This window comes from Flavobacterium sp. (genome assembly GCF_036405015.1).
Lineage (GTDB): Bacteria > Bacteroidota > Bacteroidia > Flavobacteriales > Flavobacteriaceae > Flavobacterium.
This window is the reverse complement of record NZ_DASWYK010000124.1, coordinates 1-19,422: the sequence shown is the minus strand read 5'-3', so window position 1 is coordinate 19,422 and position 19,422 is coordinate 1. Positions and strand designations below refer to the sequence as shown.

Annotated in this window: 12 protein-coding genes; all 12 read left to right on the top strand. The window is 32.6% G+C overall.

Annotated elements, in window-relative coordinates; translation table 11 throughout:
* Nucleotides 1-195: 195 nt before the first annotated feature.
* Complete coding sequence (locus VGE71_RS09690; RefSeq protein ID WP_331138147.1) at nt 196-1,407, top strand: DUF4272 domain-containing protein; 1,212 nt, start codon at nt 196-198, stop codon at nt 1,405-1,407.
* A gap of 187 nt (nt 1,408-1,594) precedes the next feature.
* The gene (locus VGE71_RS09685) at nt 1,595-2,152 is read left to right on the top strand and encodes a YdeI/OmpD-associated family protein (protein ID WP_331138146.1); all 558 of its coding nucleotides are present in this window, start codon (nt 1,595-1,597) and stop codon (nt 2,150-2,152) included.
* Nucleotides 2,153-2,198: 46 nt separating this feature from the next.
* Nucleotides 2,199-2,843, top strand: a complete 645-nt coding sequence (locus tag VGE71_RS09680; protein ID WP_331138145.1) for a Pr6Pr family membrane protein — start codon at nt 2,199-2,201, stop codon at nt 2,841-2,843.
* Between the two features lie 207 nt (nt 2,844-3,050).
* Nucleotides 3,051-3,593: an RNA polymerase sigma-70 factor gene (locus tag VGE71_RS09675; RefSeq protein ID WP_331138148.1), complete on the top strand. Its 543-nt coding sequence runs from the start codon at nt 3,051-3,053 to the stop codon at nt 3,591-3,593.
* Between the two features lie 100 nt (nt 3,594-3,693).
* On the top strand, nt 3,694-4,881 hold the full coding sequence (locus tag VGE71_RS09670; RefSeq protein ID WP_331138144.1) for a FecR family protein: 1,188 nt from the start codon (nt 3,694-3,696) through the stop codon (nt 4,879-4,881).
* A gap of 99 nt (nt 4,882-4,980) precedes the next feature.
* On the top strand, nt 4,981-8,568 hold the full coding sequence (locus VGE71_RS09665) for a SusC/RagA family TonB-linked outer membrane protein (protein ID WP_331138143.1): 3,588 nt from the start codon (nt 4,981-4,983) through the stop codon (nt 8,566-8,568).
* 10 nt (nt 8,569-8,578) lie between these two features.
* Nucleotides 8,579-9,976 (top strand): RagB/SusD family nutrient uptake outer membrane protein, encoded by a 1,398-nt coding sequence (locus VGE71_RS09660; RefSeq protein ID WP_331138142.1) that lies wholly within the window; start codon nt 8,579-8,581, stop codon nt 9,974-9,976.
* A 63-nt stretch (nt 9,977-10,039) separates the two neighbouring features.
* Nucleotides 10,040-12,034: a TlpA disulfide reductase family protein gene (locus VGE71_RS09655; RefSeq protein ID WP_331138141.1), complete on the top strand. Its 1,995-nt coding sequence runs from the start codon at nt 10,040-10,042 to the stop codon at nt 12,032-12,034.
* Nucleotides 12,035-12,056: 22 nt separating this feature from the next.
* Nucleotides 12,057-13,448 carry an alpha/beta hydrolase gene (locus VGE71_RS09650; RefSeq protein WP_331138140.1) on the top strand — a complete coding sequence of 464 codons (1,392 nt, stop codon included), beginning with the start codon at nt 12,057-12,059 and terminating at the stop codon, nt 13,446-13,448.
* 88 nt (nt 13,449-13,536) lie between these two features.
* On the top strand, nt 13,537-15,606 hold the full coding sequence (locus VGE71_RS09645; RefSeq protein WP_331138139.1) for a protein-disulfide reductase DsbD family protein: 2,070 nt from the start codon (nt 13,537-13,539) through the stop codon (nt 15,604-15,606).
* Nucleotides 15,607-15,823: 217 nt separating this feature from the next.
* Complete coding sequence (locus VGE71_RS09640; protein WP_331138138.1) at nt 15,824-18,646, top strand: insulinase family protein; 2,823 nt, start codon at nt 15,824-15,826, stop codon at nt 18,644-18,646.
* A gap of 438 nt (nt 18,647-19,084) precedes the next feature.
* A partial coding sequence (locus VGE71_RS09635) for an alpha-L-fucosidase (protein ID WP_331138137.1) occupies nt 19,085-19,422 on the top strand: 338 nt, incomplete at its 3' end.

The following is a 19,422-nucleotide window of genomic DNA, read 5'->3' as shown; positions in this document are numbered from 1 at the left end:
ACGCAAAGTTTTTTTTAACCATATAAGTTATGTAAGTAATTTAAGTTTTAGCTTAATTGACATAACTTATATGGTTTAATTTTTTTGTATAATCTTTGTGTCTTTGCGAGATTTTTAACAATATGCTTTCAAGTATTTTTTATAGATTTTGTAAAATTAAACCTATATTAGCCTAAATAATTTAAAAGCCGTAAAATGACTTGTACAATTTATTCGCATCATTTAGGACTGGAAAAAATCAAACAAATATTTCTTTCTCATGTTCCTAAAGGAGTTTTTTCTACTGATGGTGAAAACTTAGAGTTTGAAGTAAAAGGAGGAATCTTAAGTCCGTCTAAAAAAGTAACTATTTTCTACAGAGAAAGAGCTGTTCCTTCTTATCAAATTCCGCAAGTAGACGATTCTGATTTAACAGCTAATTTAAAAGGTTTGTATGGTTTTGTTGATTCGTTGCCGACTGAAAATGAGAAGGTAAAAGGATTATTTCTTCATAAAATACAAACGCTGAATTCTGAATTTTCGATTCGTGAAGACAAAGGAGAATTGAAAGAATTAGATGGTATAATAGCCGATCTTGCAAAGGAATTTGATGCTGTTTTATTTGTTCAGCCGAAAACTATAATAAGCAAATCTGAAACGCAGCATTTTTTGGATAAAGATCTAAATCTGATTATTGATACAGACGGAAAATGTGAAATTGATAATTTAGAAGTTCATATCAATTCAGAATATTTTGACGGTGATCAGAATGAATTAGATGAAGATCAAATAGAAAGAAAAGCTAAAAATGAAGTAATTCTTGAAAGAGAAAATATTAAAATCAACAAACATTTGCCTTGTGTTGAATCGGAAAGAGAAACTACAATTCGATCGGCAAAAGAAATAGCTGAAAGAGTGAGTGTTTTGGCTGTAACGAATTTGGTGGCTTTTAATAGTATTTCACCTGAAGAAGCTGTTGATTATTTACAGAATTATAAACTGTGGGAATTTGTAACAGAAGGCGAAAAAGAGTTTTTAGCAAATCCAACAGATGACAGAAAAATGTATGAAACATGGAAATGCGAAGGAATTTGGACTTTGATGTGGGCTTTGAAAAAAGTTGATACGCTTGATTTTCCAAACGAGTTTTGCAATCTGGAAAATATCAGTTCAGAAAATTATCCTGTTGGAAAAGATAAAGATCCTTTTGATTTTATAAATGCGGTGAACGAAGTTCGCTCTAAAAATGAAATTTTAGACGCAGCCGATTTGTATTACCGATACAATTGGGCTTGTGTGGACGAAAGAATTAAAGGAAATCAAATTGAAGGCATTAATCCTGGAATTGTTTACGAAAGACAATATGCACTCAATTGGCTGATTCATTATATGGATCAAGATTGGGATCATGTTACTTGTGATACTTAATCTATAAATTCAAAAGTAAATAGACTTATTGCTCGCTAAGAGGCAAAATTTTTTGAACCATATAAGTTATGTAAGTAATTTAAGTTTTAGCTTAATTGAACTTATATAACTTATATGGTTTATTTTATTTAAACTTTGTCGTCTTAGCGACTTTGCGAGATTCTTTATATATTTATAAAAAAACAAAATGACACCTACATTCTTTGCAGATCAGAAAGACTTTAGAAAATGGCTAGAAAAAAATCATCAGAAAGAAAAAGAACTTTTGGTTGGTTTTTATAAAGTGACAACTAAAAAGCCGTCTATGAGTTGGTCAGAATCTGTAGATCAGGCGCTTTGTTTTGGTTGGATTGATGGTGTTCGAAAATCTATTGATAAAGACAGTTATACGATTCGTTTTACACCAAGAAAAACTTCCAGTATTTGGAGCGCTATCAATATTCAAAAAATAGAAGATTTAACCAAAGTAGGTTTAATGACTGAAGCAGGTTTAAAAGCATTTAGTTTTAGAACAGAAAATAAATCTAAAATTTATTCACACGAAACAGAACCTGTTCCACTTTTAGAAGCTTATGAAAAGCAATTTAAAAGGAACAAGATAGCTTGGGAGTTTTTTGAGAAACAAGCACCATCTTACAAGAAAGTGATGATTCATTGGATTATGAGTGCGAAGCAGGAAAAGACGCAGTTTTCAAGACTTGAAAAGACAATTACAGAAAGCGAAAAGCAAAAAAGGGTGATGTGAAATTAGAATAAAAATCCTTATTTTAGTGAACTGACTTTAGTACACTATGGAAAAAGAAAATACCACAACAATAAAAGGGGAAATTTTGCTGGGTATCATTTTTGCCCTCGAGTTATATGCTTTACCCGTACAGTTTTATCTTCTATTAAAAGGTTCTGAATTTACTTTCTTCAGTGCAGCCGTTCGTTTTTTTAGCTTCTTTACTATTCTTACAAATACAATAGTTTTCATTTGTAGCGCATTGCTATTATTTGGAGGAAAATGTAAATTGAATTCCTTTTTTAAAAAGTGTACCACTATTACTGCAATTACGGTTTATATTTTAATTGTCGGAATGGTTTTCAATCTGCTTCTTCGTTCTCTTGTTGATTTAAAAGGACATCATCTTATTGTGAGTGAGATATTTCATACTGTTGTTCCAGTTTTGTTTTTCTTTTATTGGATCGCTTTTGTTAGTCCAGGAAAAATTTCTTTTAAGGTGATTTTATTTTGGCTGATTTATCCGATTATATATATCATTTACACTTTGTTTCACGGAATAATGACGGATTTTTATCCTTATCCTTTTATTGATGTAACTAAATTAGGTTTTAAAACGGCTCTTATAAACGGGACTTTTGTTTTAATTGCTTTTGTGGTTTTGTCTGTTATCCTGATTTCTATTTCAAAAATGAGAACCAAGGAAATTTAGATTTTATTATAAAAACAAAAATCAAATTATTACGTATATTTAGTATAAACCATTTTTCAGAATTTGAGAATTATATGACTTGAAACCAAAAAAGCATTTTATTCTTACTTTTTTGCAGTGCTTTAAGGAATTTGATGATAATTATTTTGTAAAAATGATGTTTTGTTGATATAAAATTTATATTTGCGCAAATAAAGGAAGACAAAGATTAGCTCAGAACAAGGAAATATTAGAATTGATGAAGCTTACTACAAAGAACTATTTTATTCTTTGTATCCAAGGCTTGTGAGCTATAGTTTAAACTTTGTAAAAGATAATTTCTTGGCCGAAGAAGTTGTCGAAAACGTAATGTTGCAACTTTGGGAAAACCGTGTTAAGTTTGAAAAGATAAATGACGTAAAATCGTATCTCTACACCATGGTTCGAAACGGTTCTTTATTGGCTTTGAAGAAAGAACAAAAAGTGGTAGAACTCGACCATAAACTTTCTGATGAAACTGCAGAATTTGATTTTAATATTCTGGAAGAAGAATTATATTCTGATTTAATTGATGCTTTAAATTCGTTGCCTGAAAAATGTAAAGAAGTTTTTGAACTTTCTTGTTTAGAAGGAATGAAATACAAAGATATTGCCGAACAGCTTAATATTTCTATTAATACAGTTAAGTCACAACGCGCCCGCGCTATAGAATTATTGAAGGAAAAACTTAAAAATCACTCCGAACTTTTATTTATTTTGCTTTTTCTTTAAAAAAAATCAAAAAACCTTCCACCCATTTTTGATGTTTCGTACTCTTAGTTATATAACATTTACTTAAACTGTTAATAACCGACACTTAATATCAAAAAATATGTCCCAAGGAAAGAAAGAATTTGTAATCGCTGCTCTCATAAGAAAAGAACTGCTTACGGGAGAATTATCGATTGAAGAAAATGCTCTTTTGCAAGAGTGGCTTTCTGTACCCGAAAATCAAGAATATTATCAGAAAGTTATTGATTTAGAAACTTTAAAGGGAAAAGAAAGATTTTATAATGCGGTCAATACTGATGCAGCTTTCGAAAGAATTAAGGAAAAACTTTATTTTGAAGATTCGCCTGTAATTTCGCTTTTCAATTATAGAAAAGTATGGAGATATGCCGCAATTTTAGTTTTCTTAGCTGGAATCTCTTCTGTTTTCTTTTATATGAATAAAACTGGAGAGCCAAAAAAGGAAGAAGTAGTGGTAAAAAGCATTGAGCCACAATACAATCATCCGACCTTGGTTTTGGCAGACGGAACGGTTGTTTCTTTAGAACCTAAAAAAGAAAAAATTGTTTCTAAAAATGGAGTAATTTCTAATGTAAATCAAGTTTTGGTTTACGACGCAAAAGCATTAAACGGAAAAGTTTCTACAGGAGAAAATAGTTTGATTGTTCCAGTTGGTGGTATTTATGCTGTTAATCTTTCTGATGGAACTAAAGTTTGGCTGAATTCAAAATCTACTTTAAAATATCCTGTTGAATTTAGTGGAAATACACGTAATGTGACTTTAGAAGGAGAAGCTTACTTTGAAGTAAGTAAAGATCCGAAGGCTCCATTTACAGTAAAAACTAAATCTGGAAACGTAACTGTTTTAGGAACTCATTTTAATGTGAGCGCTTACGAAGAAGACAAAAATTTTGAAACGACTCTTGCTGAAGGAAAAGTAAAAGTTTCTGAAGATAATCAAACAGTCGTTTTAAATCCAGGACAACAAGCTCGTTCTAGAAATGCTGGTTTAAGAGTTGTAGATGTTGATCCATCTGTTTATACAGCTTGGAAAGACGGCAAGTTTTATTTCGAAAACGAAAATCTGAAAAACATTTTGACTAAAATGGCAAGATGGTACAACTTTAATGTGAAGTTCGAACAAAAAGCATTAGAGCAGATTAAGTTTACGGGAATCGTTTTAAAAGACGAACCTATTGATCATTTTCTAGATATTATTAGTAAATCATCCAATGTTAAATATAAAATAACCAAAGTAAACCAAACGTATGAAGTAACCGTAAGTAAGTAAAAAAGAAAACCGGAAAATATTGCAGTATTTCCCGGCGAGTATTTGTTCAGTCGACAAAAAGAGTTCGAAATCAATTAACCAACCAAAACATTTAAAAGTATGAAAAAAAACCTATCCGCAAAAGATTGTGGGGTAAAATCCGCGCTTTGGGATAAATTTCTTGACCTTATGAAGAAATCCCTAATATTAACCATATTTCTTTTTAACGTAGTTGCCTTTGCCTATTCCCAAAAAGTAAGCATAAACGCGAGAAACCAGTCAGTATCGAATGTTTTAAAAACAATTACGAGAAAAACCAATGTTGAGTTTTTCTACAGTGATGATGTTTTTGACGCACAGAGAAGAGTAAATATAGCAGTAAACAATGCTGATGTCATGGCAGTTATCAAAGAGTTAATAGGTGATAACTATAAAGCAGAATTCGTAAATAACAAATTGATTGTTATTGCATTAAATACAAAAGCCAATATTGGAACAGCAACAGTTGCTGCAGTAGATGAAGATGTGAAAATTAAAGGAGTGGTAACCAATGCTAAAAAAGAATTTTTAATTGGTGCTACAGTCTGGGTAAAAGGTACTAGAAAAAGTGCCATTACCAACTTTGATGGTTCTTACGAAATCATGGCTAAAAAAGGAGACGTTCTTGTTTTTGAATATTTAGGATATAAAAAATCAGAAGTAACCGTTTCTGACAGCTTGATCATTAATCCAATTTTGTTAGAGGATGTAAGCAAATTGGATGAAGTTAAAATCGTTTCAACAGGTTACCAAAAAATCGACAGAGAACGTTCTACTGGATCTTTCGTAGCAATTACAGCTAAAGAATTAGAAAAAGTACCAGTAAATAATGTGCTTCACAGATTAGAAGGGCAGGTAGCAGGTTTGCAATTGAATATTTTAGATTCTGATAATACTTTTGTATACGGAACTACTTATGGAGATGGGCAAGGAAGATCAAGCTATAATGTTGCCATTAGAGGTAAATCTACGCTGGAAACTAATGCAATGCCTTTAATTGTATTAGATGGAACGCCAACAGAACTGGATATCAGAACGATAAATCCAAATGATATTGAAAAAATTACGTTTCTAAAAGATGCTGCGTCGGCTTCTATCTATGGTGCGAGAGCAGCAAATGGAGTAATGGTAATTGATACAAAAAAAGGTAAACAAGGGCAAACGAGAATTAACTTTTCTCAAAATTATGGTTTTTCTATGAAACCTTCTTTATCAAAATTACCATTGATGAATTCGTCTCAAGTTTTAAATTTAGAACAAGAATTTGTAGATAAAAATTTAATTACAGATCCAGCAAGTATCACCTATACGCTAGCACCTCCTATTAGTCAAGGACTTGAATTGATGTTTCAATACAAACGTGGTACTATCTCTGAAGCTGAAAAAAATGCTGGTCTAGATGTTTTACGTAATCGTAATACTTACGGGCAAGCAGAGCAGTATTTACTTCAAGCAGCAACTACCCAAAATTACAATTTATCGTTTAGTGGTGCAGAAAATGATTATTCTTATTTTATGTCAGGATCTTATTCTAAAGAAGAGACTCAGGCAAAAGGAGCTAACGGACAACGTTTAACTTTGTTATCTAATCAAGATTTTAAGCTTTTCAATTATCTGAAAATGTCAACAAGCTTAAGAGGATCGATCTTTAAATACAATGCAAACGGTTTAGGACTTAGTCCATTAGGGATTAATCAAAATACCTTATTGCCATACAATCAAATTGTTGGAGATGATGGGAAATCAGTAAATTACTATCAACGTTATTACAGTGGACAGACTATTCCATTGGAACAAGCCGGTTATTTACCATGGACTTACAATTATGTTGATGAATTAAATAATTTAGACAATTCATCAAATGAACTAAATTTTGGAGCAACAATCTCTGCTACAGCTCCTTTATTAAAAGGTTTAGATGCCGTAGGTACTTATTCTATAGAAAATGGACGTACATCAAATGATAATATGTACAATGAAAATACATTTTACACACGTGATAGAATTAACTCTGCTACATCAAGAAATAGTAATGGTGATTTGGTATATGGTATTCCAAAAGGAGGAATTTATCAGAATAATGAATTTGGAGCTAGCAGTTATACAGTAAGAGGACAATTAAATTATGATGGTATTATTGCTCAGGACCATTTGATTAATGCAATGGCAGGTATTGAAGCCAGAGAAACAAGAGAAACTGTAGATAGCAGAACATTGTTTGGCTATAATCCGAAAACTCAAACTTCTGTAGATCTTCCGTCGCAAAATTACATTGATGTAAATGGATATAACTATACAGTAAATTATGGTAACGAGCATAAAGATGTTCGCAGAAGATTTTTATCGTACTACGCAAATGCAGGTTATACGTTTAAAAATAAATATACACTTACTGGAAGTGCGCGTTTAGATGATTACAATAATTTTGGAGTAGATAAAAGACTAAGAAGAACGCCGCTTTGGTCTACAGGAGCAAAATGGAATGTTAAAGAAGAATCTTTTCTAAAAGACAGTAACTTGTTTAACAGTTTAAGTTTGAGAGCTAGTTACGGTTATAATGGGAATATCAATTTGGATGTTTTTCCTTTTACAAACATCAGTTTGAGTAATTTAGATACTTTTTCACAATTACCATATGCGTTTGTTACTGCTCCGGCAAATCCTAATTTACGTTGGGAAAAAACGGCAATATTAAACTTAGGAATAGATTTTTCTATCCTAAATAATAGATTAGGAGGTACAATAGAATATTATAAAAAGAATAGTAAAGATTTAATTGTAGACTTCCCGATTTCTCCATTTTATGGTGTTCAAAATAACTCATTAAAACAAAATGCAGCAACAATAGAAGGAAATGGAGTTGATTTAAGTTTAAATGGAACTATTCTTAAAACAGAGGATTTTTCGTGGAATGCAGGTCTTGTAGTTTCTTACAATACTTCAGAAGTAACAGATTCTCGTTTTCAAAATTACAGTCAATATTTAAACGGTGCTGGAACGACACCGCCAGTTGAAGGTTATCCATTGAACAGTATATTTGCTTTTAGATCAGCAGGATTAGATGCAACGGGTAGAACACAGGTTTACGATAAGTCTGGTAACATTGTGAATTCTTTTACTTCTCTAAAAGATATTGAAGATATGAAGTATATGGGAACTAATATTCCTTCTTATTTCGGTAGTTTCAATCACACCTTTACTTATAAAAAATTATCGTTATACATTTTAGCAACCTACAAGTTTGATTACGTATTCTTTAAGCCAACTTACGGAAATTATGTAGACAGATCAGGAAGATTTAGCCGATACGATTTAAATACAGATATAGATAAAAGATGGAGGAACCCAGGTGATGAGGCCACTACGTCAGTGCCTGGAATTGTAGGTTCGACAGGTTTAAGTTACGTGCGATATATGTTTGGAGAAGACCAGATTGTAGAAGGAGATCATATTCGTTTTAGAGAGCTTTCACTTAAATATGATTTGAAAGACTTGATTAATAGAGGTTCTATAACAGGTGCTTCTATAACTTTTACTGCTAGAAATCTTGGTTTCTTCTGGAGAAAAAATAAAGACGGTTTAGATCCTGACTTTTTACCTTACACAGGGACTAATATGAAACTGCCTGCAATGGCTATGTACTCAATTGGTTTTAATGTTAATTTTTAATTTTTTGAAGATGAAAAAATATTTAAAATACATCACAATAATAGCCTTAGGGGCAATTGTTTTGGGCTGTGATAACTACGTTGATATTAAAACTGAGGGCAGATTAATTCCCGAAGAAACTGAAAATTATAGATATCTATTGCAAAATTCATATGTATATGATATTAGCTATGGTGCTGTTGATGTGGCATCAGATGATATAAGCTTTCAAAATGACGCTCAGACTACAGCACTAGGGGCTTCAGATTACTATCGTCCTTTTGTTAATTTGTATAAATGGTCGGATCAAATTTATCTTGATGGTGAATTAGATTATAATATGAATAGTTTGTATAGTGCACTATATAATGTGAATATTGTGATCAATGAAGTAATGAAAAGTAAAAATGGAACCGAAGCTGAAAAACTTGCGATAAAGGGAGAAGCACAAGTACACCGTGCTTTCATCTTTCTGACATTAGTAAATACTTTTGGAAAAGCTTATGATGCGACAACTGCTGCTACAGATCCTGGAATTGTACTTTTTACAACTCCGACTGTATCAGATGATATCAAAAGAACTTCTGTTCAGAATGCATACGATATTATTCTTAGCGATTTGAATGATGCAGTGAATTCAGGATTAAAACCAATTAATTCAGGTACCAACGTTGCATTTCCTTCCAGAGCTTCTGCTTATGCACTTTTAGCAAGAACCTATTTATATATGCGTAATTATCCTTTGGCTTTAGAAAATGCAGAAAAAGCATTGGCGATTCAAAGTACGTTAAATAATCTTGAAGATTTTGAGTTTAGTGCTTTTCCAACTAGAAGATTTGATTCAGAGTTAATTTTATCAAAATGGAACGGATACAGTTCTCTTTCTTATGCACCACAAATCCTATCATTAAGTAATGAGTTGATCAATACGTTTGATACAAACGATTTGCGTTACGTATTGTTTACCCAGCCATCAAGCAGTTTTAGTTCTGACTACACAATAGGAAGATCTTATGCTAAAGAAGGTTTAACAGGAGAAAGTAGAAACGCAGGTCCAACGGTACCAGAAATGATGCTTATAAAAGCAGAGTGTCAGGCAAGAGCAGGTTCTGGCGATCTAGCAATGGCTGAAATCAATAAATTAAGACAAAAAAGATTTAGAGCAGCACAATATGTGCCTATGACAGCAATAGACAGCAAAGATGCTTTAATCAAAGTATTGGCAGAAAGAAGAAGAGAATTAATGGGAACGGGCGGTTTTAGATGGTTTGATTTGAAACGATTAAATAAAGAACCTGAATTTGCCAAAACCATTACACATACTTTTGCAGGACAAACCTTTACATTAGCGCCAAACAGCGATCGTTATCAATTACCTTTTGCTCCAATTTATTTTGAATACGCTCCAAACTTGCAGCAAAATCCATAATTAGATTAATCATAAAAGTGCACTCATTTTTTTGAGTGCACTAAATTTCAAAAAACAAACAATATGAAAAATTTCAAATTGGTACTATTCTTTTTTGGTATCACTAGTACTTTATTGGCTCAAACCAGCGAACAAAAGTTTCTTCTAACGCCAGAACATCCAAATGCTGGTGAAGAAATTACAATTACTTACAATGCTGCAGGCACTCCGTTAGCAAATGCAAAACATGTTGAAGGTGTTGTTTATACTTACGATAATTTTAGATGGCTTGCAGACGATATTACTTTAAAATCGGCTGGAGATAAAAAATGGCAGACTAAAATGAAGCTTTCAGACAAAGCAGCTTTTATTACCTGTGTTTTTAAATCGGATACTATCAAAGATAATGGAGAAAAAATGACCTATTCTTGGATTTTAGAAAAAAGTCTTGGTTCTTATGTAGGATGGGGATTTTTGAGAAGTCCAGATTTGCAAGATCAAGTGCCGAATATTGTTCATGACAGTGCTTACATCAAAAAAGAAGTTTCTTTGTTTTGGATTAATAATGAATTGAAATATCACCCTGAAAGCCGTACGCATGTGTTTTATGAAGGTTCAAAATTGAAACAACTTGAAACTGGTGAACCACAGCCAAAACTGATTAAAAGAGAAGTTCGTTTTGTTTTAGGTGGAAAAGATTTAGATAATGCAACACAATACAACATCCAGAAAACGATTGCTTTATTGACACCAGAACATAAAGTTTTTGCAGATTCTGTTCAAAATGTTTTATTGAAAAAATATCCAAACGGAGTTTTAGCACGTGATCTTGAAATTAGAAAGATTTTTAATGAAGCCGATTTCAATAAGAAAGTAGCCCTGTACAATGCTTTTGAGAAAAACTTTCCGCAAAGCAAATTTCTTGATGTAAATACAGATACAGAAGGTTTGTTTTATGATAAAATGTTTAAAGGAATTGCTTACAACTATATCGTAAAAAACAAAGATTACAGCTATGCAATCAATAGTGTAAAAAATGTTTCTTACAATATTTTAGTTGATTATGCTTGGCATTTAATTTCAATTCCTTTTGACAGAGATCAAGAAGGAACTGAAAAAACATCATTGGAAACATTGAAAAAATATGCAGATGTAATTATTCCTGAAATGGAAAGCAGAGAAGCATTTGTACCAAAAGAGTATGTTGGAAAATTATCTTTAAAAGAATGGCAGGCTCAAGCGTTGCAAAATGCTGCAAGAGAATATTTTACTTATGCTAAACTTTTAGAAATTTTCAAAAACTATGATTTATCTAAAAAATATTTAGAGAAAATCAAACCACTTATGAAGTTTGAAGATGCACAATACAATGAAGTGTATTCAAGAATGCTTTTAAGAGAAGGAAAAACGGCTGAAGGAAAAGCTTACCTAATTTCAGCTGCAAAAGCAAACAAAATCACGCCAACATCTATTGCAACTTTCAAAGATTTATTTGTAAAAGAAGGAAAAAAAGAAGCAGATTTTGATACTTATTTCCATTCTTTAAAATCAGAAACAAACGAAGAGCACAAAAAGAAATTAATTTCAGAATTGATCAATCTTCCAATTGACGGATTTGAAATGGAAAGCAGCCGTGGTGGAAAAGTAAAATTAGCGGATCAAAAAGGTAAAATTGTGGTTCTTGATTTCTGGGCAATGTGGTGCGGACCTTGTAAAAATGCAATGCCAGGAATGAATATGGCAGTAAATAAATACAAAGAAGATCAGAATGTAAAATTCTATTTTGTGGATACAATGGAATACATCAAAGACTTTAAAGCGCAGACTCAGGCTTTCATCAAAGAAAAAGGATTTGATTTTACAATTTTGTACGATAGCAAAAATCCAAAAACAGGAAAATTTGATGCTGTTTATGACAAGTATTCAAAAGCATTTCATTTCTCTGGAATTCCAGAAAAAATGATTATCGATCAGAACGGAAAATTAAGATGGATGTCGAATGGTTATTTTGGAAGCCCAAGCGAATTGGCTGACGAAATTTCGATCATCGTTGAATATTTAAAATCTGAGAATAAATAATTTAGTTAATAAAGGTTAAGTAATGAAAATTTTTCATTTTTTATATCTCAGTATTTTAGTATTGTGCTGTCAGATTGGTTTTTCTCAAACCATCTGGCAGGGGCAATACCATTCTTCCCGCTTAATAATCACGGGGGATTTTGACAGCAAAAAAGACTCGCTTTTGTTGAGTATTCCAGAAATGTCTTATGATTCTATTAAGGTTGGAATTAAGAAAGAAAAGGATAGTGTTTTCTTTAAAAATGAAATGTATGGTTTTGTTTTTAAAGGAAAGTACAATGCCGATAAAACAGCAATTTCGGGAATTTTCAACAATTATTCGTTTCCTAATATTTCGCTTGTACTAAAGAAACAAAGCAGTATTGAACCTTTATTCTTTTCACAGCATCCTAAGAAACCGTATCCGTACCAAGTTATTGATATGACGTTTTTAGGAAAAAACACCAAACTGACTTACGGAGGAACATTGACCATTCCGCAAGGGAAAAAGAAATATCCATTAGCGATTTTAATTTCGGGAACGGGACAGCACGATCGTAATTATACGTATATGGGAAGAGAATTTTTCACCGTTTTAGCAGATCATTTGGCTAAAAACGGAATTGCTTCTTTACGTGTTGATGATAGAGGAATTGGTAAAACAACTGGAGATTTTCAAAACGCTACAACTGGCGATTTTGCAAATGATATTGAGGAAGAAATTGCTTACCTAAAAAAAGATAAAAACATTGATCCATCGTATATCGGATTAATTGGCCACAGCGAAGGCGGTATGATTGCCTCAATTGTGAGTTCAAGAAACAAAGACGTAAAATTCATGATCAGTTTATCTGGAGTTGGAGTAAGCGGACTAGAAATGTTGAATCTTCAAAATACAGCAATTCTAAAAAGTTATAAATTCTCGGATAAAGTAGTTGCAAAACAAATGGAAATGTACAACATCATGTTTAACATTGTGTACAACACCAAAGACGGAGAATCAGCGCAGCCAGCGATGGAAGTAAAGCTGAAAGAATGGATGCAAAAACAGGATTCGACAACTTTAAAAGAAGTGCAATTATTAGACGGACGTGATCAGACTTTCTTATACCGTTACGGAAAAGATGCCGACAGAAAATGGTATCGTTACACGATTCATTACAAACCAGAAAATTATCTGCCAAAAATTACAATTCCAGTATATATAGCAAACGGTGATAAAGATATTCAAGTTCCAGCTGTTGAAAACATTGATTCGTTCAAAAAATATCTGGGAACAAAAGATCTAACGACAAAGATTTATCCAAATTTGAATCACATGTATCAGCATTGTAAAACTTGTACGCAAAATGAAGCCAAAGAAATTGATGAAGTTTTTGCCGAAGAAGTGCTGGCAGATATTTCAAAATGGATTTTGAGTCGATATAAAAAATGATGACAACTACATCTTTGTCAAAGTTTTAAACTTTGACAAAGATTAAAATCATCGCAATTTTTCAATTGTAGTATTTCATTCTAACATCATGAAAAAAATAGTCCTTTTTATCGCATTTTTCTTTGCGATAACTAACCTCACTGCCCAAATTTACGATCCAGTTTCGTTTACAACATCCGTAAAAGAAATAGGAGAGAACAAATATACTTTGAGTATAATTGCCAAAATTGATAAAAGCTGGCATATTTATTCTCAAAATGTTCCATCTGGCGGACCAGCACCAACAAGTTTTACTTTTCCGAAGTCTAAAAACTACAAAACAATCGGTTCTGTAGTTGAGCCTGCGGGACATGAAGTAGACGATCCTGTTTTTAATATGCGAATTAAATACTTTGCAGATAAAGCAGTTTTTACACAGAATATAGAAAGAAAAACAAACGAAGCTTTTACGATCAATGCGACCATATTTTTTATGGTTTGTAATGATAACAGCTGTTTGCCTCCAGGAGAAAAAGAAGTAAAATTTACTTTTAAAAAATCAGATACACCGGTTAAAAACGAAGATACAGCAGTTGCCGTAACAGAAGAAAAAAATACAGATTTGCCTGCACAAGACGAATCAATCACTAAACAGGATACCACAAACAACACAACAGATTCTGTTAGCACTGTCAGCAAAGACACTTCTGAAAGTTTAAAAAAGACAACAGAAACTGATTCAGGAAAAACAGCCCCTGAAGAAAGTCTTTGGACTTTATTTTTCTTCAGCTTTTTAGGAGGTCTTGCTGCTTTGTTTACACCTTGTGTATTCCCGATGATTCCAATGACCGTTAGTTTCTTTACCAAACAAAGTAAAACCAAAGCGGCAGGAATTAAAAACGCCATTATGTACGGCATTTTTATCATCGTAATTTATGTGATTTTAGGAAGTTTGGTTACGGCTATTTTTGGTGCAGATGCCTTAAATGCATTAGCTACAAACGTAGTTTTCAATATCGTTTTCTTCCTGCTTTTATTGGTTTTTGCATTGTCATTTTTAGGTGCTTTCGAAATTGTTTTACCAAGTTCGTGGTTGACCAAAATCGACCAAAAATCGGAAATTGGTGGAGCTGTTGGAATTTTCTTTATGGCGTTGGCATTGGCTGTAGTTTCATTTTCTTGTACTGGACCAATTGTTGGAACTTTATTAGTTCAGGCGGCAAGTCAGGCGGGAATTGCACCAATTGTCGGAATGCTTGGGTTTTCATTGGCCATTGCTTTACCATTTGCTTTGTTTGCCGCTTTCCCAGGCTGGATGAATTCGTTACCAAAATCAGGCGGATGGCTGAATTCGGTTAAAGTAGTTTTAGGCTTTTTAGAATTGGCTTTAGCACTTAAATTCTTAAGCAACGCCGATTTAGTTTTACAATTGCATTTATTAGAAAGAGAAGTATTTCTAGCTATTTGGATTGCCATATTTACGGTATTAGCTTTTTATTTATTTGGAAAAATCCAGTTGTCGCATGATTCGCCTTCGACTCATATTTCTGTAGGAAGATTGAGTTTAGGAATAATTGTGCTGTCATTTGTAGTGTATATGATTCCAGGACTTTGGGGCGCTCCGTTACAATACATTAGTGGATTTCCACCGGCAAAACAATACAGCGAATCGCCAAATGGCTTCGGAAATGTTGTAACTCAAAATACAGAAAAAAGCGATTTACCAGAAGGTGCAGAAAGTGGTCCAAACGGAATTCCGACTTTCCATGATTATGATCAAGGTTTAGCTTACGCGAAAAAAGTAAACAAACCCGTAATGATTGATTTTACTGGTTATGCCTGTGTAAACTGTCGTAAAATGGAAGAAAGAGTTTGGCCAGATCCTAAAGTTTTAAATGTTTTAAATAATGATGTGGTGTTGATTTCATTATATGTTGATGACAAAAGACCTTTACCAGAAAATGAACAAGTGGTTTCTAAAATCACAGGTAAAGTCTTAAAATATACAGGACAAAAATGGAGTGAACTCCAGATTTTAAAATACAAAACCAATGCACAGCCGTATTATGTTTTAATGGATCACAACGAAAAAGACCTGAACAAACCATCGGCTTATAATCCAGACATTAACGGATATTACAACTGGCTTCAAGAAGGAGTCCGGAATTTCAAAAAATAACTAAATATATTGTTGGGTTTAATTTTTTAAACACATAGAATCATAGAATTAGGATTGCTTTAAAAGGCATTTCATTTATTTGAACAAACATAGAAATACGTCAAAGCTATGTGTTGAGAAACGAGTTTCTCTTCAATTTCCTTTTCAAGAGAAACAAAAATCTATGATTCTATGTGTTAAAAAAAACACCCCAATAATCAAAAAACAAAAATATCAAATGAAAATCTTTCAATCAAAATGTTGGCTTTTTGTCCTGTTCATCGGATTTAAAAGCGTTGCTCAGTTTTCGACTACAGTTCCGTTGAGCAAAGAAGTAGTTTCGGGAAAATTAAAAAACGGAATGAAATATTATGTCCTTCATAACGAATGGCCAAAAGACCGTGTCTGTTTTTATTTTGCACAAAATGTAGGCGCTATTTTAGAAAATGACGATCAAAACGGATTAGCGCATTTCTTAGAACATATGGCCTTTAACGGTACACAAAACTTTGAAGGAAAAGGAATCATTGATATGTTGGAGAAAAAAGGTGTTAGTTTTGGTAAAGATATCAACGCTTACACTGCTCAAGATCAAACCGTTTACAATTTGAGTAACGTTCCTGCAAACGATTCAAAACTAATTGATTCTTGTTTGTTGGCATTGCACGATTGGTCTGGTTTTCTTTCTTTAAAAGATGCAGAAATCGATGCAGAACGTGGCGTAATTCGTGAAGAATGGCGTACGAGAAGAAACTCAGATTTCAGGCTTCGTTTGGAAACAGATAAAGTTTTGTACAAAGATTCGAAGTATGCAAAACGTGATGTTATCGGCGATTTAAATTTGATCAATACTTTTGATTATCAGGTTTTAAGAGATTATTATAAAAAATGGTATCGTCCAGATTTACAAGCTGTTATTGTAGTGGGTGATATTGATCCGAAAGAGATTGAAAAGAAGATTATTGAAACTTTTTCTTCTATAGAAATGCCTAAAAATGCGGCTGAACGTTATTACGTTTCGGTTCCTAATAACAAAGGTATTAATTACGTTTTGGCAAAAGATAAAGAGGCAAACGAAACCAACGTTGTTTTATACTTTAAAAAGGAATTTGATAAAGTAAAAAGCTATGAAACCATCAGAAGAGATTTAATCAATAATCTTTGTACTGATATGATGAATAGACGTTATCAGGAATTCATTCAAAACAATGAAACAGCAGTTTTAGGAATTGGAACAGGAACTTCAGAAGTTTCAAGATTGACAGATTCTTACTATTTGTATGTAACGCCAAAAAACAACAAAACGCTTGAAGGTTTCAAAGAAATGATGATTGAAACCGAAAGAGCAGTTCGTTATGGATTTACTCAAAAAGAATTAGATCGTAACAAAGAAGCGGTTTTAAGTTCTTACGAAAATATGCTTCAGAATAAAGATAAATTCGAAAGTGACGGATTATCAGAGGAATTGGTGAATTATTTCCTGAAAGCAGTTCCGTTTGAAAGTATCGAAACGCAATATGAAAATATAAAAACGAGATTAGCTTCTGTTACTCTTGCAGATATAAATCAGGCAGTTAAGAAACTTCAGACTACAGATAATGTTGTTTTGATGGTTACGGGTCCAGAAAAAAATGAGGTGGTTTATCCGTCAAAAGCAGATTATGAAAAGATTATGGCATCTGTGAAGAAAATGGCTCTTGACAAATACAAAGAAACCGATACCGATAAACCTTTAATTACAGCAGAATTAAAAGGTTCTAAAGCAGAAAAAGAAACTCCAATTGAAGGAATTTCAGGAGCAAAAAGTTACGTTTTAAGCAACGGAGCAAAGATTGTTTTGTATCCGACAACTTTAGCAAAAGACGAAGTTTTATTTTCAGGATTTAGTTTTGGAGGAAGTTCTTTAATTAAAACAGAAGACATTCCGTCGTCTCAAATTGCGGTAAGTTTGGTAGAAAGTTCTGGTTTAGGAGCGTTTAAAAGTACCGATTTAAAAGACAAACTAAACGGTAAAATTGTTGACTTAAAACCGTATATCACAGAATTGACAGAAGGATTTAGAGGTTCTAGTAATCAAAAAGATTTCGAAACTTTATTACAATTATTGTATTTGTATTTTGAAGAGCCAAGATTTGATAAAGATTCATATACGAGAATGATTACTGGTTTTACAAACTCATTGGAGAATACTTTAAATACCAATCCGAAAGTTTTTCAGGATACTATTTCGCAATTGAATTACAATCATAATAAAAGAGTTCCGTTATTGAATGAAGAATTTTTGAAGCGTTTGAGTTTTGAGAAAGCATCAGAACTTTACAAACAAAGAATTCAAAATGCAGGTGATTTCACTTTTGTATTCACTGGAAATCTTCCTGAGAATGCATTAGCCCTAATTGAAAAATATATCGGAAGTATATCTTCTGATACCAATAAAAAGGAAAACTTTGTAGACAATAAATTGGATCCAGCGCCTGGAGTTGCAAAACAATTATTGGTTCGTGAAATGAATGTTCCAAAAGCAAGTGTTTATGTTCGTTTTGTAAAGCAATTTCCATACAATTATAAAAATGTATTTACATCGCATATTTTAGCTGAATTATTATCTAAAAAATACTTGGATTTAATTCGTGAAGAAGAAGGAGGAAGTTATGGCGTTCACGTACAATCTGGAGTAAGCCGTTTGCCATCAGATGAATATACAATGACCATCAACTTTGACAGTGATCCTGAAAAAGAAGAAAAACTGACTAAAATTGTTTACGAACAAATCGATCTGATTCAGAAAAAAGCACCAAAAGAAGAAGACGTTCAATCTGTTAAAAATACACTTTTAAAAGCAAGAGCAGAAAAAGTAATGACAAACGGATTTTGGTTAGGAAGCTTAAATAATATGATGGTGAACAATGAAACGTTCAAAGATGACGTTATCTACAAAAAAACATTAAGCGAAATAACTCCAGAAGATATCAAAGCTTTTGCTAAAGAGTTTTTTGCTAAACCAAGTACGGTTGAAGTAATTATGAAATCGAAACCTCAGGTTGTTGCACCACAATATTAAAATACCATTGGTTTTTCATTTATTTTTTTAGAAGTATTTTGAATTAGTAAGCTTATACAACTAACTTGAAAAACCTTACAAGGAGCTGTTCTTAGGAACAGCTCTTTTTTTTATGATATGGTTTAGCTTGTCATTTTTTAGATCAGTTTATCATTCCATAGGAATGTTTCGTTGGTAAAAAAATGGATTGTGCTGTTATTCACGTTCAGTAGGAACATTTGATGTATTTAATTGCTAACAAATGATGTTGAAACAAAACGTTCCTACGGAACGTAAAATGTTACGATATTGCAATTGGCTATCAACGAGATGTTCCTACGGAACAAAGTTATTTAACCCCAAAAACACTTTAAAACCCGTCATTGGTCGAAATTCTATACAACAGATTTCAAATTATACTACATTTATGCTTTATAGACTATTTTAAAGCAGATCAGAATGAAAAAAATATTCCTTTCCTTATGTCTTTTTGTTATAATTTCTAATGTTTCAAGTCAGGAATTTGCTAATGCTCCCAAACCTTTTGGACCTGTTCCGACGCAGAAACAAATCGATTGGCAGGAAATGGAATTCTACGCTTTTGTGCATTTTTCATTGAATACTTTTACCAATAAAGAATGGGGGTTTGGAGACGAATCGCCAGAACTTTTTAATCCGTCGCAATTAGACGTTCGTCAATGGGCTCGCGTGGTGAAAGAAGCGGGAATGAAAGGGATTATTTTAGTTGCCAAACATCATGACGGATTTTGTTTATGGCCTTCAGCATACACAGAACG

Coding starts and splice junctions, on each gene's coding strand:
- VGE71_RS09670 (WP_331138144.1), top strand. CDS start 3,694: ATGTCCCAAGGAAAGAAAGAATTTGTAATCGCTGCTCTCATAAGAAAA.
- VGE71_RS09665 (WP_331138143.1), top strand. CDS start 4,981: ATGAAAAAAAACCTATCCGCAAAAGATTGTGGGGTAAAATCCGCGCTT.
- VGE71_RS09650 (WP_331138140.1), top strand. CDS start 12,057: ATGAAAATTTTTCATTTTTTATATCTCAGTATTTTAGTATTGTGCTGT.
- VGE71_RS09690 (WP_331138147.1), top strand. CDS start 196: ATGACTTGTACAATTTATTCGCATCATTTAGGACTGGAAAAAATCAAA.
- VGE71_RS09685 (WP_331138146.1), top strand. CDS start 1,595: ATGACACCTACATTCTTTGCAGATCAGAAAGACTTTAGAAAATGGCTA.
- VGE71_RS09680 (WP_331138145.1), top strand. CDS start 2,199: ATGGAAAAAGAAAATACCACAACAATAAAAGGGGAAATTTTGCTGGGT.
- VGE71_RS09655 (WP_331138141.1), top strand. CDS start 10,040: ATGAAAAATTTCAAATTGGTACTATTCTTTTTTGGTATCACTAGTACT.
- VGE71_RS09645 (WP_331138139.1), top strand. CDS start 13,537: ATGAAAAAAATAGTCCTTTTTATCGCATTTTTCTTTGCGATAACTAAC.
- VGE71_RS09660 (WP_331138142.1), top strand. CDS start 8,579: ATGAAAAAATATTTAAAATACATCACAATAATAGCCTTAGGGGCAATT.
- VGE71_RS09640 (WP_331138138.1), top strand. CDS start 15,824: ATGAAAATCTTTCAATCAAAATGTTGGCTTTTTGTCCTGTTCATCGGA.